Below are 21,047 nucleotides of genomic sequence, written 5' to 3'. Positions count from 1 at the left end.
GGCACAGCCGCTTCGCGGCGGACAGCCCGACCGCCGACTCGCTGCGCGCGCTCATCGCCACCGCCCACCGGGCCCAGCAGCGGACCGGCACCGTGCCCGAGTCGGCCCAGGCGCCCACTCCCGAGGAGGTCTTCGCCCGGGCCGGGCACGGAGACGTCTTCGCATCCAGGGTGGTCCGCGAGGAGGCCCACCGGGTCGCCGCGGCGATCGCCACGATCGCGCTCGTCGTCGACGTACCGCTGGTGGTGATCGGCGGTGGGATCGGCCTCAACGGCTCGGTCCTGCTGGACCCGGTCCGCACCCGGCTCGCCCAGCTGGTCCCGTACCCGCCACGGGTGCAGATCTCCGAACTGGGGGACGCGGCCTCGGTGATCGGCGCGGTCTGCGTGGCGGCCCGCACCGCCTGGCCGCAGGTCGTCAGCGCACGACTCGCCACGGCTCTGGCCACCGCCATGCCCTGAGGCCCGAGGCCGTCACGAAGGTCCGTCAGGTGGTGATGTCACCACCTGACGGACCTTCGGCATGCTCGGCAGCACGCTGCGAAACACGCCGGCCAACGGCCGGTTTCCACGGAATGAACCCCGCGGCCACCTGCGCGCGCCGCGACAGCGCCCCCGGCAAGCCTCGCGAACCCTCTTGACAGTCCGTCATGACAGCGCCAAGCTCGCTGCAATCTGGTAATGACATGTTCCCAGCTTGCGCACGGAGGAGCCGAACCCAACCGCTCCCGAGTCCCCCGGGTCCAGCCCGTGGCACCGAGGCGCCCGCACCGCCGGCGTCCCGATCGTGATCACCCCCATGCCAGCCCCCACGTCAGACACGCGCCGGTCGAACCAGACCCGCCGACCAGGACGATCAGGAGCCCACGACAGTGCCCCGTCACCAAGCGAAGCGATGGACCACCCTGTGCGCGGTCCTCGCCACCGCGGCAGCCGTTGGCGGCCTCGCCACCACCGGCGGCAGCGCGAACGCCGCCGCCACCCCCACGACCCGGCCCTTCCCCCAGCACACCACCTACAAGGTCGGCGTCATGCCGTCCGTCCCGCAGGCCGAGCGCGACGCGGCCGCGGAGAAGCAGTACGACTCCTGGAAGGCGACCTACCTGCACGCCGGCTGCACCAGCGGCGAGTCGTACATCTCGAGCAAGGGCGACAACGACGCGCCCAACGGCGGCCCGGTCTCCGAGGGCCAGGGCTACGGCATGAACCTCGTGCCCCTGATGGCCGGCTACGACCCCGCCGCGCAGAGCGAGTTCAACGCGCTGTGGAGCTTCGTCAAGTCCCACGAGGACCAGTACGGGCTGATGCAGTGGAAGATCGACGGCAAGACCTGCAAGTACGCCGACAGCGGCGTCCCGGACGGCGCCACCGACGGCGACCTGGACATCGGCTACGGCCTGATCCTCGCCGACAAGCAGTGGGGCGGCTACACCGCCGAAGCGAAGGACTGGCTCGCCAAGTTCTACGCCCACAACGTCGCTCCCGACGGACACCTCAAGTGCGAGGACGACGGCGCGAACGACGACACCAGGCCCTCGGACTTCATGATCGACCACCTCCGCGCCTTCGCCGCCTACGACACCGCACACGACTGGAACAAGGTCGTCCAGCGCACCGAGGCGGTGGTCGGCGAGTTCACCGGCTCCTACTCCCCCGGCGCCGGGCTGCTGTCCGACTTCGTCGTGAACGCCGACACCACCAGTCCCAAGCCCGCTCCCGCCAACTACCAGGAGAACCAGCCCGACAACATCGTCGGCTACAACTCCATCCGGGTGCCCTGGCACCTGGGCACCGACGCCCTGCTCTACGGCACCTCGACCGCGGCCGTCTCCTACAACGCGGCCAAGCTCGAGTCCGCCTGTCTGAAGGGCGAGTCCGGCGCCGACCCGCAGAAGGTCTACCCCCACACCAAGCTCAACTGCACCCCCTACTCCACCGGCGACGTCGCCGAGGAGGCGGGTGACTCGGTCGGCCCCGCCGCGATGGCCGCCGGCGACCAGGCCTGGACCGACACGATCTGGACGTACCTGGCCACCAACCCGTTCGGTGACGGCTACTTCGGCGAGACCATCAAGACCCTGGTGTACGTCGTGATGGCCGGCGACTACTGGAACCCGACCGACTCCCCGTCCTCCTCCTCGCCGTCGGCGTCGCCGAGCACGTCCCCCTCCGGCACCCCGTCGAGCAGCCCGACCGGCACCCCCTCCAGCACCCCGCCCTCCACTCCCGTGTCCTACGAGGCTGAGAAGGCGACGCTGGCCGGCGGCGCCTACGTCAGCTCGTGTGCCCACTGCTCGGGCGGCGCCAAGATCAGCGGCCTGGGCCACGGCGGCACCGTCACCTTCACCGCCGTGTCCGCCGCCGCGTCCGGTGACACCACGATGACCGTCTCCTACCTGAGCGTCGGCCAGGACCGGACCGCGGTCGTGACGGTCAACGGCACCGCGCAGAGCGTCTCCTTCCCGCAGACCCCCGACTACAACACGGTCGCGACGGTCACCGTGAAGCTCCACCTGAACGCGGGCTCCGCCAACACCGTCGCGTTCTCCGCCGACGCCTCCGGCCCGAACCTGGACCGCATCAGCGTCTGACCAGACCCGGTCCCCGGTGCCGTGCGCCGGCCGCCGGCACCGGGGACCGCCCACCCACCGGAAGGACCACAATGTCCCGCGACACCAGGCTCCACCGCTCCGGCGCCGCCCCCACCACGACCAAGCACCGGCCGGCCATCGGGGCCGCGATGGCGGCGGCCATCGCACTTGTCGCCGGCACGGTCGGCGCCGCCTCAGCCGGCACCACCACCGGGATCCCCGGTGACCTCGCCTGCGGCGCGGTCACCACGACGAGCTCCAACAGCGGCTCCGCCGCGGCCGTCACCGACTGCACAGCCGGCACCACCTGGCAGAGTTCGACCTCCAGCAGCGCCCACGTGAACATCAACCTCGGATCCACCCAGGCCCTGGACCACCTCACCATCGTCTGGGGCAGCGGATACGCGACCAAGTTCGCCGTCCGCACCTCCCCGGACGGCAGCTCCTGGCACACCCAGACCACGGTGACCGGCGGCACCGGCGGGACCCAGACGGTCGCGCTACCCGCCGGAGTCAGCGCGCGGCACGTCCAACTGCTGCTGGACGACTACGCCGGGAGCAACGGGTACGTCATCGACGAGGTCGAGGTCTTCGGCCCCGGCCCCACCGGCACGCCCAGCCAGTCGGCCGGCCCCACGACGAGCCCCACCTCCACCGCGAGCCCCACACCCACGACGACACCCAGCGCCGGCGTTCCGCAGACCGTGGTCCTGGACGGCGCGACCCTGGCGGCGACCCGCGCCCGCCTCCAGGCGGGGGACCCGGCGCTGACCGCCGACCTGAAGACCCTTCGGGCCAACGCCGACTCCGCCCTCACCGCGGGCCCCTGGTCCGTCACCGACAAGACCCAGACACCGCCCAGCGGCGACAAGCACGACTACCTCAGCCAGGCCCCGTACTGGTGGCCCACCAAACCGGCCACCGCGTCGAACCCCTACGGATGCCCGTACGTCCAGAAGGACGGCCAACGGAACCCGGCCGTCGACGACATCAGCGACCACAAGGAGCGGGCGCAGATGTTCAACGCGGTCTACTCGCTCACCCTGGCCTGGTACTACACGGGCGACCCGACCTACGCCCAGCGGGCCGAACTCGACCTGCGCACGTGGTTCACCAACCCCGCCACCGCGATGAACCCGAACCTCGACTACGCGCAGTTCATCCCGTGCAGCACCGCGGTCCGGGGCGAGGGCGGCATCGACTTCTCGCAGCAGTTCACCGACGTCATCGACGCCACCGCGCTGCTCGACAACGGCGCGCCCGGCTGGACCGGTGCCGACCACACCGCGATGACGAACTGGTACAGCGCGTTCCTGCACTGGAACCGCACCAGTGCCAACGGCCAGGCCGAGTTCAACGCCACCAACAACCACGGCTCCTTCGCCGCCATGGAGGAAGCCGCGCTGGCCGTGGCCACCGGGCAGACCGACCTCGCCCGGAGCCTGACCACCGGGGTCGAGACCCGGTTGCTGCCCGGACAGCTGAACCCCGACGGCAGCCAGCCCCAGGAACTGGCCAGGACCCGCAGCTTCCACTACTCGGCGTTCAACCTGCTGGCGCTGACCAGGCTGTCGATGATCGGCCGCCACCTCGGCGTGGACCTGTGGCACTACTCCACGCCCGCCGGCGGCAGCATCGTCAAGTCCGTCGACTACCTGATCCCCGCCGCCACCGGTGCCGCCTCCTGGAACCACCCCGAGCTGGACTTCCAGCCCTACGCGGCCACCGACGTGATCCACGCGGCGGCCGCCGCGGGCGACCCGAAGGCGGTGGCCGCCCAGCCCAAGCTCCCGGCCCCGCCCGGTGGCGACCTGTGGGCCCTGCGCCCCGCCCCCGAGCAGCTGGACCCGATCAGCTGACACACCACCGGTCCCAGGTCCGGACCGAACGGCGGAACGGCACGGAAGCGCCTTGCCAGCGCTTCCGTGCCGTTCCGCCGTCCTGCCGTTCTGCCAGCGGGTCCCGGTCAGACGTGGCCCGCCCAGGGCAGCGGCTCGGCCAGTCCGGTCCCGACTGCTCCCACAGCCGCGCCCAGGGCCAGCCCGGCGGCAGCGACCGCGGCCGCGTGCAGTCCCGCCCGGTCGAGGAGGCCGGCGGCCAGCAGGGCGAGCGTCCCCCCGACCGGAAGGTCCGCGGTGCGCAGCCGGGTCCCCGGCAGTCGCCGGGCCCAGACGGGTGAGGAGGGGGCCCGGTGAGCCCGGCGGGTGACCAGCACGCCGGCGCCCAGGCCGACCACGGCGGCGGTCCAGAACGGAGACATCGTCATGTCCGCACGCTATCGGTGGACCGCTCCCGGCGCCCTGCGGGCGCGGCCGGTCCGATGCCGCAGTGCCGTGTACCCCCCGCAGCGCTGCGGGGGGCACACGGCACGTTGCTACTGACGCTCAGCCGACCCTGGGGTCGCCGTGCTGACGGCTGCTCGGGTTCAACCGACCGTCACGTCGTCGTAGGTGGTGCTGGTGGGGTCGACCCCACCCGAGTCGCCGTCGTCGTGGCTGATCAGGGTGAGGGTGTAGGCATGGCCGGCCGTCACGGGGGCGGTGACCTGGTGCCAGTCGGTGTTGGTCGGGCAGGTGTGCGCAAGCACCGTCGCGGTGGTCCCGGCGGTCTGGTCCTTCAGAGTGGCGGTGGACCAGCCGTAGCCGACGTCACCGTCCTGGCAGTCGCTGCGGTACCAGAACGACAGGTTGCTGCTGCCGGCGGGCGCGGTGAAGGTCTGCGCGGCCGAGGAGTCCCCGGTGGTCTCATGCTTGTACGACCCCACGAGCGCGGCGTGGCTGCCGCTGTGCAGCGTGCCCGAGATCACCGAGGCCGTGCCACTGGTCGTCCAACTGGTAAAGTCTCCTGTCTCGAATCCGCCATTGGCCACACCCCCGCCGGTCTGCCCCTGGGGCGTGACGGTCAGCGTGAAGGTGGTGCTGTGGCTCGCCTGGGCGCCGGTTCCGGTCAGGGTCACCGGGTAGCTTCCGGCCGGCGTCGAGGCGCTGGTGCTGATCGACAGGGTCGAGAAGCCGCCGGCGGTGACGGAGGCCGGACTGAAGGCCGCGCTCGCCCCGGTGGGCAGCCCGGCGGCCGACAGGGCCACCGACTGGGCCGCACCCGAGGTGACGGCGGTGGTCACCGAGGTGGTGGCCGCGCTGCCGGCGACCACGGAGGCCGCGGTCGGGGCAGCCGCCAGGGAGAAGTCGTCGGCGGGCGCAGTGCCGGCGACGCTGCCCTGCAGCACGGTGATCGAGTAGGGCAGGAAGGTGTAGGAGGTGCCGTTGCCCGCCGAGTTGACGGTGGTCAGGGCCGGCCCGTTGTCCGGGGAGGCGGAGCCGTTGTTGCCGCTCTGGCTCCACACGTACTGCGCGGGGCCCCAGGAGTAGGAGCTGACCTGGCCGCTGAAGCCGTTACCACCGCTGATGCTGACGGGGAACTTGTAGGTCGCGGTCTTGCTCTTGTTGACGACCATCAGCGCCCAGGTGCCGTCCGGGCGGTGAACGGCGTAGGCGGTGACCAGTTGCTGGCCGGTCGAGGCCGGGGTCGACGGGACGGTGACGGTGTAGAGCTGCTGGGCCGCGTCGACCGGCTGCAGCCAGGTGTTGCCGAGGATCGAACTGGCGAAGTAGGTCGAGGTGTTGCCGGTCCACTGGCCGTTGGAGTCGGCGGTGAACAGGTTGGAGGCGATGCCGCTGTACAGGTGCTGCGGCAGGGCCTGGTAGTTGTAGTCGCCGGCCAGGCCGCCGGTGAACATCGAGCCGAGGAAGTCGGCCTGCCACAGGCCGTCCTGGACGCCGTCGCCGTAGGAGGACTGCTCGGTGACGACCAACGGGATGTTCGCCGGGATGGTGGCCTTCAGCTGCGCCAGGACGGAGGCGGAGCGGCTGGGCTCGTTGAGCAGCAGGTTGTAGGCGTCGGTGGAGTTGTTGACGTCGAAGACCGGGTACTGCTCGAAGGAGTAGTACTTCAGGTCGCCGAGGTGCCCGTCGGCCCGCAGCGCGGCGATGAACCGGGTGCCCCAGTCGGTGGCCGTCTTGTCGGTGTCGTTCCAGACGGCGGCCGTGGAGTCCTGCAGCGCCGGTCCGCCCAGGATGAGGTTCGGGTCGAAGGCGTGGATCGCGGTGGCCCACTGGGACCAGAGCGCGGCGTAGTCCTCGGGGGTGACGTACTGCCCGTCGGGCTCCTCGCCGATCTCCACCGAGGCGATCTTCCGCCCCTTGGACTCCAGGTACTTGAGCAGGTCGACGGCGTTCTGCGGCGTGCTGTAGAGCAGCGGCACGGGGACCATCACCGGCAGGTTCTGGGCGGCCCCGCTGTCGAAGACCGTGTCGATGCCGGGCTGGTCGAACTGGCGCACCGAGGAGGCGTCCTCGGCCGGGTCGTTGGAGGAGGTGTAGGTCACCGACTGGACGGTCTCGTTGCCGTGCTTGACGGCGTCGGTGAAGCTGCCGCCGCTGGTGTTGCCGGCGGACAGCTCCTTGATCGCGAAGCCGACGCAGTTGCGCGGGTCACCGCTGTCGCCGTTGGCGCAGGTGCCCGAGGAGGTCTGCATCAGCACCCGGACGAACTCGGCCTTGGTGGAGGCGATCGAGACGGTCGCGCTGCCCCCGGTGCCGGTGCTGACGGACCCGCCCGAGGGGGTCTTCCAGACACCCTTGCCCGGGTCGTCGAAGGGACTGGTCGCGCCGGAGTCAGGGACCCAGACCTGCACCTGGTAGGAGACGGCGTAGGGGTTCGCCCAGGAGATCTTGACGGTGTTGACGGTGGTCGAGCCGCCCAGGTCCACCACGGCCCAGGCGGGGTGGTTGCTGTTCGGCACGCCGGTGTAGGTCTGGTCGAGGTAGGGGTTGCTCTTCCAGAACGACGAGGAGTCGCCGTCGTCCAGCCGGGAGACGTAGGCGGCCTCGCCGCCGGGGCGCGAGGTGCCGCCGTGCGCGACGTCGTAGCCGTAGGACTCGGTGACCGGCGCGGAGGTGGTCGTGCCGCTGCTGTCCCAGTAGCCCTTGGTGCCCGCGCTGAAGCTACCGGAGTTGCCCCAGTGCCAGGTCTCCTCGCGCAGCTCGGTGACCAGGCGGTAGGAGAGCGGCCGCAGCCCGCTGGTGGCCAGGTGGGCCATGTTGGTGGCGCTCATCGCCTGCGCGGTGGTGAACAGGTCGGAGTCGAAACCGGGCTTGGGGCGGGTGCCCGGCGAGCCGCCGGAGGGGTCGGTGTCGCCGTTGGCCGGGTTGTGGGTCATGCCCTGCACCGCGTCGAAGGAGTCGATCGTGGTGCCGAGCCCCTGGTAGGGGTTGAAGCTCGCGGAGGAGGTGGAGCTGACGGTGATCGCCTGGCTGGAGGCGGCGGCCGACCCGGTGGTCAGTCCGCCGATTCCGGCTGCCAGCAGCGCACCGGCGGCGAGGGAGGCCGCGGTTCTGCGCCGGAGTGGGGGCATGGGGGTGTCCCTTTCAAGAGGCCGGCATCCCGAGGCGCTCCGTTGGGCGCCGGCTGGGAGGGGTCGGGGTCTCGCAGGGCGCTGAATCTAGTAAAGAGTCATTACCCTGTCAACGGACCGCACGGCGGGCCGGACGGAGGGGGGCGACGGGAGCACGGGGGTGGGTGGCCCCCCGTTTCGCCGAGCGGGAGCCCGGCCGGTCCTGACGAAGCGTGAGTTCATCCTGGGGAGTCCCCGTCGGCCGAAGCAATCGCCCGACAGTAAAGGGAAGGCAAAATTGTTCGTCAATCTGACCAGAATTCAGATCTATGAACGGACATTCGGTTACATGTAGCGCCTGATCGGCTGATTCCTTCGCCCCCACCGGACCACCGTTCGAGCTGCGGAGTCTTGACGCCCTCCCCGGGCGGCGCTTCAATCCGTGAAACCCCTCCTCGCCCCTCGGCGCCCGGCCGGTCCCTGCGAAGCGCGCAACGACCACCCACCGCTCAGAGACGAGGCGTTCACCCATGACTCAGGCCACCGCGGCACCGCCGTCGACGCTCCGCCGGATCCATCCGGTCACCCTGTACTTCTTCGGCGCCCTGGGCGGCATCCTCTTCGGCTACGACCTCGGCGTGATCGCCGGCATCCTGGTCGTCATCACCAAGGTCTGGCACCTGTCAGGCTTCGACAAGGGCCTGGTCACCGCCAGCCTCTCGGTCGGCGCGATGATCGGGGCCGGGCTCGCCGCCCGGCTCATCGGCCGGATCGGCCGGCGGCGCACCATCATGGCCGCGGGCGGCGTGGTGATCGTGGGCACGCTCGCCTGCGCGCTGTCGCCCGGCTTCGACGCGCTGATCGTCTTCCGCACGTTGCTGGGCCTGGGCGTCGGCCTCTCCTCGGCGACCGTGCCGGCCTACCTGTCCGAGCTGGCTCCGGCCCGCATCCGCGGCGCGATGGGTTCGCTGAACCAGATCTTCATCGTCAGCGGCATCCTGATCGCCTTCCTGGTGGACTACTGGCTGCAGCCGCACGGACTGTGGCGCTGGATGTTCGCCGGGGCCCTGGTGCCGGCGGTGGTGCTGGTCATCGGCCTCGGGTACCTTCCGGAGACCCCGCGTTGGCTGATCAACCTGGGCCGCGAGGACGAGGCCCGCGCGGTGCTGGCCGGCACCCACCACGCCGGTGAGATCGAGGCGGAGATCGCCTCGATCCGCGACGTCATCCGCCTGGACACCGAACGGACCCACCGGGTGCGGGACCTGCTCGCCCGGCGGGTGCGCCCGATGCTCTTCGTCGCACTGCTGCTGGCCGTCGGCCAGCAGTTCAGCGGCGTCAACGCGATCAACGCCTACTTCCCCACCATGCTCGTCTCGCTGGGCTTCACCGCCAACACCGCGCTGCTCTCGGCGATCGTGCTGGGCGTCACCAAACTCGCCTTCACCGCCTGGGTGGTGTTCGTCGTCGACCGCTGGGGCCGCAAGCCACTGCTGCTGATCGGCAACGTCGTCATGGTGCTGACCCTGGGGCTGACCGGGTGGGTGATCCTCAACGTGCACGACAAGGACACCCTCGGCACGCTGACGGTCGTCCTGCTGGTGCTCTACCTCGCGGCCTACGAGCTGGGCTGGGGCGCGGTGGTGTGGGTCATGATGGCGGAGGTCTTCCCGCTCAAGGCGCGCGGCGCGGGGATGGGCGCGGCCGCGGTCGCGCTGTGGGCCTCCACGGGTATCGTCACCGCGGTGTTCCCGATCATGTCGGACCACAACCACCTCGGCATCGGCAAGTCGATGTACGTCTTCGCCGCGATCAACGCCGTGCTGTTCCTGCTGACCCGACGGCTGGTGCCCGAGACCAAGGGGCGCAGCCTGGAGCAGATCGAACTCGACCTGCGGGGCTGACGGATCGTCAGGGCGGAAGCGGAAGCGGCTGACCCGCCCGCCGGGCAGGTCAGCCGCTTCCGCCGGTCGTCGTGACGGTGACGATCCGTCAGCGCAACGCGTCGGGCAGCAGCTCGACCGGGCAGTCCTGGTAGACCACCGGGACCGTCCAGCGGTCGATCGCGGCCGCGCCCACCGAGGTGTGCGCGGGGCTGGTGCTGGCCGGGTACGGGCCGCCGTGGTGCTGGGCGCGGGTGACGGCCAGGCCGGTCGGCCAGCCGTTGACCACCAGTCGGCCGGCCCGCAGGGAGGCCGCGTGCACCACCGGCCGGGCCGCGGCCACGTCGTCCGGGTCGTCGACGTCGAGTTGCACGGTGACGGTCAGCTTGCCCTCGCCGCGGGCCACCCGGTCCGCGGCTTCCTGCGGCCCGCCGCCGGTCACGACCACCCCGACCGGCCCGAACCGCTCCTGCGCGAAGAACTCGGTGGCGGCGTCGAAGTCGGCGGCCGCCACCGCGAAGACGGCCGGGGTCGCCCCCCAGGGGCCGTCCGCGGGTCGGCCTTCGGCGAGCAGCCGGGTGTGCGGGTGCGCGCGCAACTCGGTCACGGCCGCGCGGTAGGCGGCGTGCATCCGCCGGGAGAGCATCGGCCCGCCCGTGCTCGCGGCGACCGCCTCGGTGAGGGCGGCCAGCAGCGCCTCGTCCTCGGGGACGAACATCAGGCCGGGGTTGGTGCAGAACTGGCCGACGCCCTGGGTGAGCGAGGTGGCGTAGCCGAGGGCCAGCTCCTCGCCGCGGCGCCGAGCGGCGCCGGGCAGCACGACGACGGGGTTGACCGAGCCCAGCTCGCCGTAGAACGGGATCGGCACGGGTCGTGCCCCGCACAGCCGGGCCAGGGCCAGGCCGCCGCGGGTGGAGCCGGTGAAGCCGACACCGGTGACCCCGGGGTGCTCGACCAGGGCCACGCCGGCCGCGAAGCCGTGCACGATGCCGAACACCGGTGGCGCTCCGGCCTCGGCGAGCGCCCGGGTGACCAGTTCGGCGGTGCGCACCGAGGTCCGCGGGTGCGCCTCGTGCGCCTTGACCACCACCGGGCAGCCCGCGGCCAGCGCCGAGGCGGTGTCACCTCCCGCGACGGAGAAGGCGAAGGGGAAGTTGGACGCGGCGAAGACGGCGACCAGGCCGGTGGGTCGCCGGGTCCGGCGCAGGTCCGGGCGACCCTGCCCGGCGGGCTCGATCACCACGTCCCGGTACCCGCCGTCACGCAGCACCTCGGCGAAGAGCCGCAGTTGGCCGGTGGTGCGGGCCACCTCGCCGGTGAGCCTGGGCAGGCCGAGCGCGGTCTCGCTGTCGGCCAGTGCGGCCAGTTCGTCCACGTGCGCGTCGAGGAGGTCGGCGACGGCCTCCAGCGCCCGGGCCCGCCGCTCGTCGGAAGTCTGCGCCCACCGCGCCGCGGCGGCCGCCAACTCGTCGCAGACGCGGCCGACTTCGTCGGGTCGGGTGGCGGGCACCGGGGCGCCCACGGGCTCCCCGGTCCGGGGGTCGTACCCCTGGACCGGGGCGTGTTCCTCCAGGGTGGGCCGGCTCATGGCAGATTCCTCACAGTCGGTCGGCGTCGAGCTCGGGGAAGGTGAACTGTCCGCCCAGGTGGGCGAAGACGGGGTCGTCGGCGGCCGGGTCGCCGTGCTCGGCGAGCACGTCCGCCGCGTGCACCTCGGCGTCGTCGGTGGGCCGGTAGCCGAGGGCGCGGGCCTCGTCGAGGGAGACCCAGCCGCCCCGGGTGTTGGGCGAGACGCCGTAGACGATGCGGTAACCGGGTTCCGGGAAGGCCAGGCAGGCCTCCAGCAGGCGGGCGCAGTCGTCCGGGGAGAGCCAGGTGGACAGCGCCCGGGGGTTGGGCGGTTCGGCGAAGCAGGTCATGATCCGCACGCAGATCACGTCGAGCCCGTAGCGGTGGTGGTAGAGCGCGCCCAGCGCCTCGCCGGCCGCCTTGGAGACCCCGTAGTAGGTGTCCGGCAGCGGGAGGGTCGCGGCGGTCAACGGATACTCGTCCGGCGTGTGGTAGCCGACGGCGTGGTTGGAGGAGGCGTAGACCACGCGGGACACACCGGCCCGGCGGGCGGCCTCGAAGACGGTGTAGGTGCCGTTGATGTTGACGTCCAGGATGTCCTGCCAGGGCGCCTCCAACGAGATGCCGCCGAGGTGGATCACGGCATCGGCGCCGGCACAGGCCCGCTCCATGGCGGCGAGGTCGGTCACCGAGGCCCGGACGACCTCCTCGCCTGCTGCGGGCTGGAGTTCGGCGACGTCCAGCAGTCGCAGCACGCGGCCTGCACGGGCCAGCCGGGGCCGGATCAGCGTGCCGACGGCGCCTGCCGCGCCGGTGATCAGAATGCGGTTCACGGTGGCTTCCTGCCTCCCTTGTCTCGCTCGCACGGGGACTCCTCATGCTCACAGAAGCGCGTGGAGTTCACAAGTATGGGCATCATTCACATATATAAATCCCACTGCCTTGACGCCCCCGGAAGGCCACGCCTACGCTTTGGATGTTCATAGACATGCACACCGTTCATATATATGACCACCGAGACTGCCAGTGAAGGGACCCGCGACCGTGCCCGCTCATGCCGCCCCGCCGCTCTCCAGCCGCCTGTCCGGCCTGCTGTTCTTCCCCGTGACCGCGTTCGACGCCGACGGGGCGTTCGACCCGTCCGGCTACCGCGCCCACCTGGAGGCCCGCATCGACGACGGCGCGGGCGCCGTCTTCGCCGCCTGCGGCACCGGCGAGTTCCCCGCCCTGGCGCCCGCCGAGTACGAGCGCTGCGTCGGCCTCGCGGTGGAGGCCGTGGCCGGACGCGTCCCGGTCCTCGCCGGCACCGGCTACGGCACCACGCTGGCCGTGGAGTACGCGCGCGCCGCGGAGCGGGCGGGTGCCGACGGCCTGCTGGTGCTGCCGCCGTACAACGCCGAGAGCGGCCAGGACGGCCTGCTGCGCCACTACACCTTGTTGGCGCAGGCCACCGAACTGGACCTCGTCCTCTACCAGCGCGACCACCTCGCCTTCACCCCCGCGACGGTCGCCGAACTCGCGGCCGTGCCGAACATCGTGGGCTTCAAGGACGGCCGCGGCGACCTGGACCTGATGCTGCGCATCGTCAGCGCCGTGCGCACGGCCGGCCGGGAGGACTTCCTGTTCTTCAACGGCATGCCCACCGCCGAGATGACCCAGCAGGCCTACCGGGCGATCGGCGTGCCCCTGTACTCCTCCGCCATCTTCTGCTTCGCCCCGGACCTGGCCCGGGCCTTCCACCAGGCGCTGGAGAAGGGCGACTCGGCCACCCTGGCCACCATCACCGACGTCTTCCTGCGCCCCTACGTCGAACTGCGCCGGCTGCGCCCCGGCTACGCGGTCTCCCTGGTCAAGGCCGCCACCCGGGCCGCCGGGCACCCGGTCGGCTCGGTGCGGGCCCCCCTGACCGAGCCGGAGCCCGAGCACCTGCGCACCCTGCTCGAGCTGCTCGACCGGGTGCGCGGGGCACTGGCGTGAGCACCGGCCCGAGCACGGCCGCCGGGCCGCCCGTGCAGTCCGGTGTCAACCTCTACCCGTGGGACGTCGTCGGCGACCCCGGCTGCGCCGAGCGGATCGCCTCGCTCGGCGTCGACCGGGTCACCCTCGCGGCGGCGTACCACACCGTCCGCGCGCTGACGCCGCATCACCCCGACCACAAGGTGGTCACCGCCGCGCACTCCGCCGCCTACTACCGCATCGACGCCACCCGCTGGGCCGGGCCGCAGCGGATCCGGCCGGTGGCGGCCCACTGGGCTGCCGGCTCCTTCGGCCAGGCCACCCGGGCGCTGACCGAAGCCGGCCTGGAGGTGTACGGCTGGGCGGTCCTCGCGCACAACCAGCGCCTGGGAACGCTGCACCCGCAGATCGCCGTGGTCAACGCCCACGGCGACCACTACCCCTGGGCGCTGTGCATAGCCAACCCCTCGGTGCAGCAGTACTGCGCCACCCTGGCAGCCGAGGCCGCCGGCCAACCCGGTCTGTCCGGACTGGAGTTGGAGTCCTGCGGCTGGTACGGCTTCGACCACCTGCACGCCCACGACAAGACCGCCGGGGTCCCGCTGTCGGCGCGCGCCGCACTGCTCTTCTCGCTCTGCTTCTGTGTCCACTGCGCCGAGGCCTACCACGCCGCCGACGCCGACCCCGTACTCCTGCGCGCCGCCGTACGGGACGCGCTCGACGCGGTGTTCACCGGCCACGCCGAGGACGCCCGGCTCGACCCGGAGGCGGAGCAGGCGGTCACCCGGATGCGGACGGCCGTCGCCGCCCGGCTCCGCGCCCGGGTGCTGGCCGCGGTGCACGCCGAGCGCCCGGACCTGCCGGTGCTGCTGCACAGCCGGCCCGACCCGCTCGCCACCGGCGCCTGCCCGGGCGTCGCGCCCGGGGAGCTCCACCGGGTCGCCGACGGACCGGTCCTGCCGTGCAACGTCCGCTCGGCGCAGGCCCTGGAGTCCGTCCACGCCCACGTCGGCGCCGGGCGGCGCGTGGTGGCCACGGTGTCGGCGGTGCGCGGCCTCGGCGCCGACACCGACGACCTGCCGCAGTGGTGCGCCGACCTGGTCGCCGCCGGCGCGGCCGAGCTGCGGGTCTACCACGCCGGCCTGGCCTCGCGGGCCGACCTGGCCGCGATCCGCGCCACGGTGGCCCGGACGGCGGGCTGACCGGTCGTCACCATTGCCTGGCGCCCGGCCGACCGGCCGGGCGCCACGTCACGTCAGAAGCGCGGCGCCTGCCTGGTCCAGCTCGGATCGGCGAGCAGCATCGCGGCGTGGTCGTCGCGGCGGCGCACCCCGCAGTCGAGGTACTGCCGGTGCAGGCGCGCGAGCGCGCCGCGGTCGAGTTCGACGCCCAGTCCGGGTGCGGCCGGGACCGCGAGGGACCCCTGTGACCAGACCAGTGCGCCCGGCTGGACGACGTCCTCGCGCTGCCAGGGCGAGTGGGTGTCACAGGCGTAGCCGAGGCTCGGGGTCGCCGCGGCCAGGTGGGTCATCGCGGCGAGCGAGATGCCGAGGTGGGTGTTGGAGTGCATGGACATGCCCCAGCCGAAGGTCTCGCAGATGCCGGCCAGCCGCTGGGAGGCCCGCAGGCCGCCCCAGTAGTGGTGATCGGAGAGCACGACCGAGACCGAGCCCAGTGCGGCCGCCTCGGGGATCTCCGCGAAGGAGGTGACGCTCATGTTCGTGGCCAGCGGCAGGCTGGTGGCGCGGGCGACCTGGGCCATCCCGGGGTTGCCGGGGGTCGGGTCCTCCAGGTACTCCAGCAGGCCCTCCAGCCGCGGCGCGACGCGCACGGCCGTGGCCACCGACCAGTTGGCGTTGGGGTCCAGGCGCAGCGGATGGTCGGGGAACGCCTCGCGCAGCGCGGCGATCGCCTCCGCCTCCGCCTCGGGCGGGAAGACCCCGCCCTTGAGCTTGAGCGAGCGGAACCCGTAGGCCGCCACCATCCGCCGGGCCTGGGCGACGATCCCGCCCGGCTCCAGCGCACCGCCCCAGTCGTCCACCGGATAGCCGGTCGGGACCGCCCCCTCTGGGTGGGCGGCCCAGCGGTAGAACAGGTACGCGCTGTACGGGACGGCCTCGCGCACCGCACCGCCCAGCAGGTCGCACACCCGCAGCCCGGTCGCCTTCCCCTGAGCGTCGTAGCACGCGACCTCGAACGCAGCGACGGTCTGCGCGACGGACTTCTCGCGGGAGGACACGCCGATGAGCTCCGTCAGGCCCTCCGTGCGGATCCCGTCGACGAGCGCGCCCTCGACTCGGCGCGTCAAGGCGTTGAGGTCGAAGACGTCCAGCCCGAGGAGGAATGGCGCCGCGGCCCGCAGGTTGGCGAGCGTCGGGTCGTCGCCGTAGGCCTCACCGAGGCCGGTGATCCCCGCGTCGGTGTGCAGCTCGATGACGGCACGCAACTGGTAGGGCTGGTGCACGCCGGAGGCGTTCAGCAGCGGCGGGTCCATGACCGCGACCGGGGTGACGACGACATCGGTGACTTTCGGCGAACTCAACAGCCGCCCCTTTGAATAGGTTCAGATATGAGAACAGTAGATACACTCCTGAACAGATTACGAGCAGAGTTCACCCATCGGCAAGGCCTCCACCGGCGCCCGGGCTACGCCAGCCGCCGCGTCACCCGCGCGAGCTGGTCGCCCGCGGCGATCAGCGCCTCCCGGACCGTCCGCTCGTGACTCTCGGTCAACCGGGCCACCGGCACCGAGCAGCTGACCGCATCCCTGGCCGGCGTGCGGTAGGGAATGGCGACGGCGAAGCAGCACAGGCCCAGGGTGTTCTCCTCCCGGTCCACCGCGTAGCCGCGCTCGCGGATCGCGCGCAGGTCCTCCAGCAGAGCGGCCCGCGAGGTGTGCGTGTGCTCGGTCGTCGGCTGCAGGTCCGGCGGCAGCAACTCCTCGATCTGCGCGTCGTCGTAGGTCGCCAGCAGGGCCTTGCCGAGTGCGGTCGCATGGGCAGGGAGCCGGCGACCGACCCGGGTGAACGGGCGCAGGTAGTGCTGGGAGGCACGGGTGGCCAGGTAGACCACGTCGGTACCGTCCAGGCGGGCCAGGTGGATCGTCTCGGTGGTCTCCTGCGCGAGCTGGTCCAGGACCGACGCCGTCGCGGCGACCACCTCGTCGCCGTCGATGTAGGAGGTGCCCACCAGCAGCGCGCGCACCCCGATGCCGTAGCGCGTACCGGTGGCGTCGGTCTCCACCCAGCCGAGCTCGACCAGCGTGCGCAGCAGCATGTACAGGCTGCTCTTCGGGTAGCCGACCGCCTCCTGCACCTCGGCCAGGGTGTGCAGCCCGGGGCTGCCCGCGAAGTACTCCAGCAGCTCGACCGTGCGGACGGCCGACTTGACGTTCGCACCGGCGGATGCGGCAGTGTTCGGCAGCGCCATCGGGTGATCCCCTCATGTTCACAGGCTTGGACTGTGTTCATGATGCTAGCCCGAACACCACCCTCGGGGTCCGCGACCTCCACGGCCCGCTGCCGGACCGGGTCAGGACGCAGTGGCGCTCTCGTCCATCCTGGTCAGGGCGTCGCGAAGGGCGGCGCGCGTGGTGATGCCGAGTTTGGGGAAGGCGCGGTAGAGGTGGGCGCTGACGGTGCGGGGGGACAGGCGCATCTGCCGGCCGATCTCCTTGTTCGTCAGGCCGCCGGCGGCCAGCTCGGCGACCCGGAGCTCCTGCCACGTCAGCGGCACCGCGGTCGGTGCCGGGGTGTGGGACGCGACCCCGGCGGCCCTCAACTCGGCCTGGGCCCGCTCGGCCCACGCCGTGGCGCCGAGCCGTTCGAGCGTCTCGGCCGCCGGGGCGAGGAACGTGCGGGCCGCCGCGCCGCCCTGGGTGCGGCGCACGCGGATGCCGTGCGCCAGCCGGATTCGGGCCAGCTCGAACGGGAACCGCTCGGCGGCCGGGTGGGACTGGGCGCGTGCGTACATGTCAGCCGCTTCGCCGTCGTCGTCGGTCGTCATCGCCAGGGCCCCGTAGGTGGTCAGGGCCAGGCGCGGGGAGATGTCGGGCAGGCCGGTGTCCCGCGCGGCCAGCGCGTGGGCCCGGGCCTGCTCGGCGCGCCCGGTGTGCAGGGCCGCCTCGACGAGGTCGAGCAGGGTCCGCGACGCCTGCTGGTTGTAGGGCCGGAACCCGCCCGGCGCCGTGATGCCGACGGCGTGGCGGAACGCGGTCTCGTAGTCGCCGGCGCTCAGCGCGATGCTCACGCCGACGGCGTCCGCGAGCTGGGTCAGGTACGCGATGCCGCGTGGGCGGGCCCACGCGTCAACTGCGGCCCGCAGGTCGCGCGCCTCCGCCACCCGGCCCCGCACGGCGGCGAGTTGGGCCAGGCGAGCGCGCGCCTGGTGCGCGAACAGTCCGTGGCCGAGCTCGGTCGCCACGGCCAGGGCGCGGTGTCCGGTGCGCTCGGCGTCCTCCCACTCGCCGAGTGTCATCTGGTCGAGCATGATCAGGTGCAGCATGACGATGCCGCTGGACATGGCGCCGGTGTCCAGCTCACGGTCCACGACGCGCTCCAGGTACGGGCGCAGCGGGCTCAGGACGTCGAGGTGGTAGGCCGACACGGCCAGGCGCGTGACGTTCCACGGCTCCTGGTCCTCCAGATCCGCCGCGGCGCGCTCCACCGGCTCGGACCAGCCGGCGCCGTGCCGGACCACGTCGCTCCAGGTGCTGCCGTACAGCCATGCCCGCTCGGTGGCGAGGTCGCCGAGGGAGGCGAGGACCTCGTGCGTGCGCGCCCACACGGTACGGCTCCCGGCGTACTGGCTGACGGCGAGCAGGAGACTCATCAGCCGGTCGAGCGCCTCGCCGGTGCGGCCCAGGTCCTGTCGCGCCGCTGCGCCGTCGCGCAGCCGCTCCACCGCCGCCGTGATCTGACGGTGCGTGGCCCGCACGTCGCCGTCCCGGTAGAGGGCGAGGTAGGCGTTGGCGAGGACCTCGTCGGGGTTCTCGTCCGAACCGGGTGGCGAGGCGGCCAGCGCGAGGCCGCAGGCCCGGCCGAGCCGGTCCGGCCCGGTTCTCGCTCAGCTCGGCGGCGCGGGCCAGCCAGGACACCGCCTTGCGCGCACCGCCACGCCGGGTCGCCGACCGGGCCGCGGCTTCCAGGGCGGCGGCCACGTCCTCGTCGGGATCGACGGCGGCGGCCGCCAGGTGCGTGGCGCGCCGACCCGGGTTCTCCCGGTACAGGTGCGCCAACACGAGGTGGGCGGCACGGCGTTGGTCCGTCGTGGCCAGCTGGACGACGCTCGACCGCACGAGCGGATGCCGGAAGGCGAGCTCGCCGGTGGCCGGATCGACGACCAGCAGGCCGCACGCGACCGCCTCGTCGACGCCGCGCATGCGGTACCGCGCGGTCAGGGCCGGGCCCTCGCCCGCCCTCGCCGTCGCACCGTCGATGGCGCCCGTCAGCAGTTCCGCCCGGACGGCGTCGCCGAGGCACGCGAGACGGGCGGCGTGGATCTCCTGGATCCGCCGGGGCACCGGGACGCCGTACGGACCGAACAGGTCCTCCGCTGCGCGTTCGCCGGATCGGGCGGCGAGGTGGGCGGGCAACTCCAGCAGGGCCAGTGGGTTGCCGCGGGCCTGGTCCAGCACCAGCCCGCGGAGCCGCCGGCCCAACTGCGGGTGGTGGCGGTCCAACAGGCACCCGGCGTCCGCGTCCGCGAGCGCGCCGACCGGCGCCTGCGGCAGCCCCGCGGTGTCGAACCGCGAGGCGATGTCGCCGCGGACCGCCACGAGGAGTTTGACTCCCGGGCTGCCGGCGAGCCGGCGGCCGACGAACCCGCAGATGTCGGCGCTGGCGTCGTCCAGCCACTGGCCGTCGTCGATGACGAGCAGCAGCGGCCGCTGCTCAGCCGTCGAGCACAGCAGGTCGAGGACGACGATGCCGAGGTCCATGACCGACGCCGGCCGGCCGGCCGACCGACCGAACACGGCGTCGAACGCCAGGCGGGCGGGGCTGGCCGGCCCTCCGTCCCCGAGCTGCCCGCCGTCCGGGAGCAGCGGGTAGAGGAGCTGGTGCAGACCGGCGTAGGGCAGCCCGGTCTCCGCCTCGACCCCGGTGGCGCGTATCACCAGGTGGCCGTCCCTGGCCGCGAGTTGCGCCGCCAGGTCGAGCAGGGCGCTCTTGCCGACGCCCGCCTCTCCCCTGAGCACCAGGGCCTGTCCGTCGGAGGCCCGCACGAACGCGGACAGCCGCGCCCGCTCGCTGTCCCGACCGACCATCACCATGCCCGGTTCCATGCCCGGCTCCCTCCCCCTGCCCGAGGAGCCGCGATCACAGCCCCCAAAATGGGCGATCACAGCCAACTGGACGGTTAGTTGATTAGACTGTGCCCTGGTTCACCTGTCAAGTAAACGGTTAGTTAGGAGCTGGGCACATGGAGCGCGACGCCGAAGCCACCAAGCGCAGACTCATCGCGGCCGGCCGGACCGAGTTCGCCGCGCACGGGCTGAACGGCGCCCGCGTCGACCGCATCGCCATCGCCGCGCAGAGCAACAAGGCGCAGATCTACCACTACTTCGGGAACAAGGCCGGGCTGTTCGACGCGGTCTGGAACGAGCTGGTCGAGCAGATCGTCGTGGGCGTTCCGCTCGACGCGGACGACCTGCCCGGGTTCGCGGCCGGCCTGAGCGACCTCTACGCCGAGTACCCGGACATGCCCCGGATCATCACCTGGCAGCGGCTCGAGCGCGGCGACGCGCTCAACGAGCTCGGGGTCGCCGAGGTGCGCATCAGGACTGCCGCCATCGCCGGGGCGCAGGCCAGGGGCCTGGTCTCGACCCGGTTCGAGCCCCAGGTCCTGTTCCCCCTGCTCGTCCACCTCGCGATGCTGTGGGCGGCGGCCAACCCGGAGGTGCTGGCGGTGGTAGACCTCGCCGACCGGACGCAGCGCCGCGAGATGGTCCGCCGGATAGCCGCCACCCTGGTGGAGTGAGCCTGCGGCAGCGCCGACCACCTGCCACAACTCGGCTGATTCACAGACTTGTTGTCGTAATCACCGGGTCCAGCACACGGAAGATCATTCGTCCCACCGGGGGAGACCATGTCCGCAGCCACCCGCAGGCCCGCCGATCCGACGCCGAGCGACCGGGCTGTCGAGAACCTGATCGCCCGTTACGCCGAGCTCGTGGACGACGGCGATTTCGCCGGACTCGGCGTTCTGCTCGCTGACGCCACCTTCACCGGCAGCGGCGAGCCGGTGAGCGGGCGCGACGCGATCGAACAGATGTTCCGGGACACTCTGATCGTCTACGCCGACGGCACGCCGCGAACCCAGCATGTCACCACCAGTGTCGCCATCGAGGTCGACGAACAGGCGGGCACGGCGGTCGCTCGTTCGTACGTCACGGTGTTGCAGGCTCTGCCGGACCTGCCGCTGCAACCCATCGCCGGCGGTCGGTATCACGACCGCTTCGAGCGCAGGGAGGGGCGATGGCGCTTCGTGGCGCGACGGGTCCGGATCGATCTGGTCGGCGACGTGAGTCGTCATCTGCGCCGGGTTGCCGCCCAGCGGTAGTGACGGGCGGGAACAGTCGGATGACTGCATCCGACGGGCCGACAGGTCGCTCGTGCCACTTCGAACGTCTCGACGTCATGTGACTGATGCGTCCGGC

The 21,047-nt window shown here is 72.3% G+C and carries 15 protein-coding genes and 1 pseudogene; 8 read left to right on the top strand and 8 right to left on the bottom strand.

Features of this window, described 5'->3' with window-relative positions; all coding sequences use genetic code 11:
• The 3 genes from ABD323_RS07370 to ABD323_RS07360 all read left to right on the top strand — a co-directional run.
• Nucleotides 1–461 (top strand): ROK family protein (locus ABD323_RS07370; protein WP_344440411.1); only part of this gene is annotated, 461 nt, incomplete at its 5' end.
• Between the two features lie 410 nt (nt 462–871).
• Complete coding sequence (locus ABD323_RS07365) at nt 872–2,590, top strand: glycosyl hydrolase family 8 (RefSeq protein ID WP_344440410.1); 1,719 nt, start codon at nt 872–874, stop codon at nt 2,588–2,590.
• Nucleotides 2,591–2,661: 71 nt separating this feature from the next.
• Nucleotides 2,662–4,449, top strand: a complete 1,788-nt coding sequence (locus tag ABD323_RS07360; protein WP_344440409.1) for an alginate lyase family protein — start codon at nt 2,662–2,664, stop codon at nt 4,447–4,449.
• A gap of 107 nt (nt 4,450–4,556) precedes the next feature.
• Here the strand turns inward: ABD323_RS07360 and ABD323_RS07355 are convergent, their stop codons facing one another.
• On the bottom strand, nt 4,557–4,856 hold the full coding sequence (locus tag ABD323_RS07355; RefSeq protein WP_344440408.1) for a hypothetical protein: 300 nt from the start codon (nt 4,854–4,856) through the stop codon (nt 4,557–4,559).
• 159 nt (nt 4,857–5,015) lie between these two features.
• The gene (locus ABD323_RS07350) at nt 5,016–8,003 is read right to left on the bottom strand and encodes a galactose-binding domain-containing protein (RefSeq protein WP_344440407.1); all 2,988 of its coding nucleotides are present in this window, start codon (nt 8,001–8,003) and stop codon (nt 5,016–5,018) included.
• Between the two features lie 509 nt (nt 8,004–8,512).
• On the opposite strand from ABD323_RS07350, the gene ABD323_RS07345 reads away from it, so the two are divergent.
• Complete coding sequence (locus ABD323_RS07345) at nt 8,513–9,886, top strand: sugar porter family MFS transporter (RefSeq protein WP_344440406.1); 1,374 nt, start codon at nt 8,513–8,515, stop codon at nt 9,884–9,886.
• A gap of 88 nt (nt 9,887–9,974) precedes the next feature.
• Here the strand turns inward: ABD323_RS07345 and ABD323_RS07340 are convergent, their stop codons facing one another.
• On the bottom strand, nt 9,975–11,453 hold the full coding sequence (locus ABD323_RS07340) for an aldehyde dehydrogenase family protein (protein WP_344440405.1): 1,479 nt from the start codon (nt 11,451–11,453) through the stop codon (nt 9,975–9,977).
• Nucleotides 11,454–11,463: 10 nt separating this feature from the next.
• Nucleotides 11,464–12,267 (bottom strand): NAD-dependent epimerase/dehydratase family protein, encoded by an 804-nt coding sequence (locus ABD323_RS07335; RefSeq protein ID WP_344440404.1) that lies wholly within the window; start codon nt 12,265–12,267, stop codon nt 11,464–11,466.
• A 211-nt stretch (nt 12,268–12,478) separates the two neighbouring features.
• Between ABD323_RS07335 and ABD323_RS07330 the strand changes: the two genes are divergently transcribed.
• Complete coding sequence (locus ABD323_RS07330; RefSeq protein WP_344440403.1) at nt 12,479–13,411, top strand: 5-dehydro-4-deoxyglucarate dehydratase; 933 nt, start codon at nt 12,479–12,481, stop codon at nt 13,409–13,411.
• Nucleotides 13,408–14,592 carry a hypothetical protein gene (locus ABD323_RS07325; protein ID WP_344440402.1) on the top strand — a complete coding sequence of 395 codons (1,185 nt, stop codon included), beginning with the start codon at nt 13,408–13,410 and terminating at the stop codon, nt 14,590–14,592. Before ABD323_RS07330 ends, ABD323_RS07325 begins: the two co-directional genes overlap by 4 nt.
• Before the next feature lie 53 nt (nt 14,593–14,645).
• Here the strand turns inward: ABD323_RS07325 and ABD323_RS07320 are convergent, their stop codons facing one another.
• The 4 genes and pseudogenes from ABD323_RS07320 to ABD323_RS07305 all read right to left on the bottom strand — a co-directional run.
• Nucleotides 14,646–15,935 (bottom strand): enolase C-terminal domain-like protein, encoded by a 1,290-nt coding sequence (locus ABD323_RS07320; protein ID WP_344440420.1) that lies wholly within the window; start codon nt 15,933–15,935, stop codon nt 14,646–14,648.
• A gap of 101 nt (nt 15,936–16,036) precedes the next feature.
• Entirely contained in the window at nt 16,037–16,819 is a 783-nt protein-coding gene (locus ABD323_RS07315) for an IclR family transcriptional regulator (RefSeq protein WP_344440401.1), read from the bottom strand.
• Between the two features lie 102 nt (nt 16,820–16,921).
• Nucleotides 16,922–18,325, bottom strand: coding sequence for a LuxR C-terminal-related transcriptional regulator (locus ABD323_RS07310; protein ID WP_344440400.1), 1,404 nt, complete (start codon nt 18,323–18,325; stop codon nt 16,922–16,924).
• Between the two features lie 934 nt (nt 18,326–19,259).
• Nucleotides 19,260–19,655, bottom strand: a pseudogene (locus ABD323_RS07305) (AAA family ATPase); the annotation flags it as partial.
• Nucleotides 19,656–19,810: 155 nt separating this feature from the next.
• Between ABD323_RS07305 and ABD323_RS07300 the strand changes: the two are divergent.
• Entirely contained in the window at nt 19,811–20,368 is a 558-nt protein-coding gene (locus ABD323_RS07300) for a TetR/AcrR family transcriptional regulator (protein WP_344440399.1), read from the top strand.
• Nucleotides 20,369–20,476: 108 nt separating this feature from the next.
• A complete protein-coding gene (locus ABD323_RS07295) occupies nt 20,477–20,950 on the top strand; it encodes a nuclear transport factor 2 family protein (protein ID WP_344440398.1) in 474 nt (157 codons plus the stop codon).
• Nucleotides 20,951–21,047: the final 97 nt, after the last annotated feature.

Origin of the sequence: Kitasatospora nipponensis, from assembly GCF_039528135.1 — a bacterium.
Lineage (GTDB): Bacteria > Actinomycetota > Actinomycetes > Streptomycetales > Streptomycetaceae > Kitasatospora > Kitasatospora nipponensis.
This window is presented reverse-complemented; position numbering and strand designations above follow the sequence as displayed.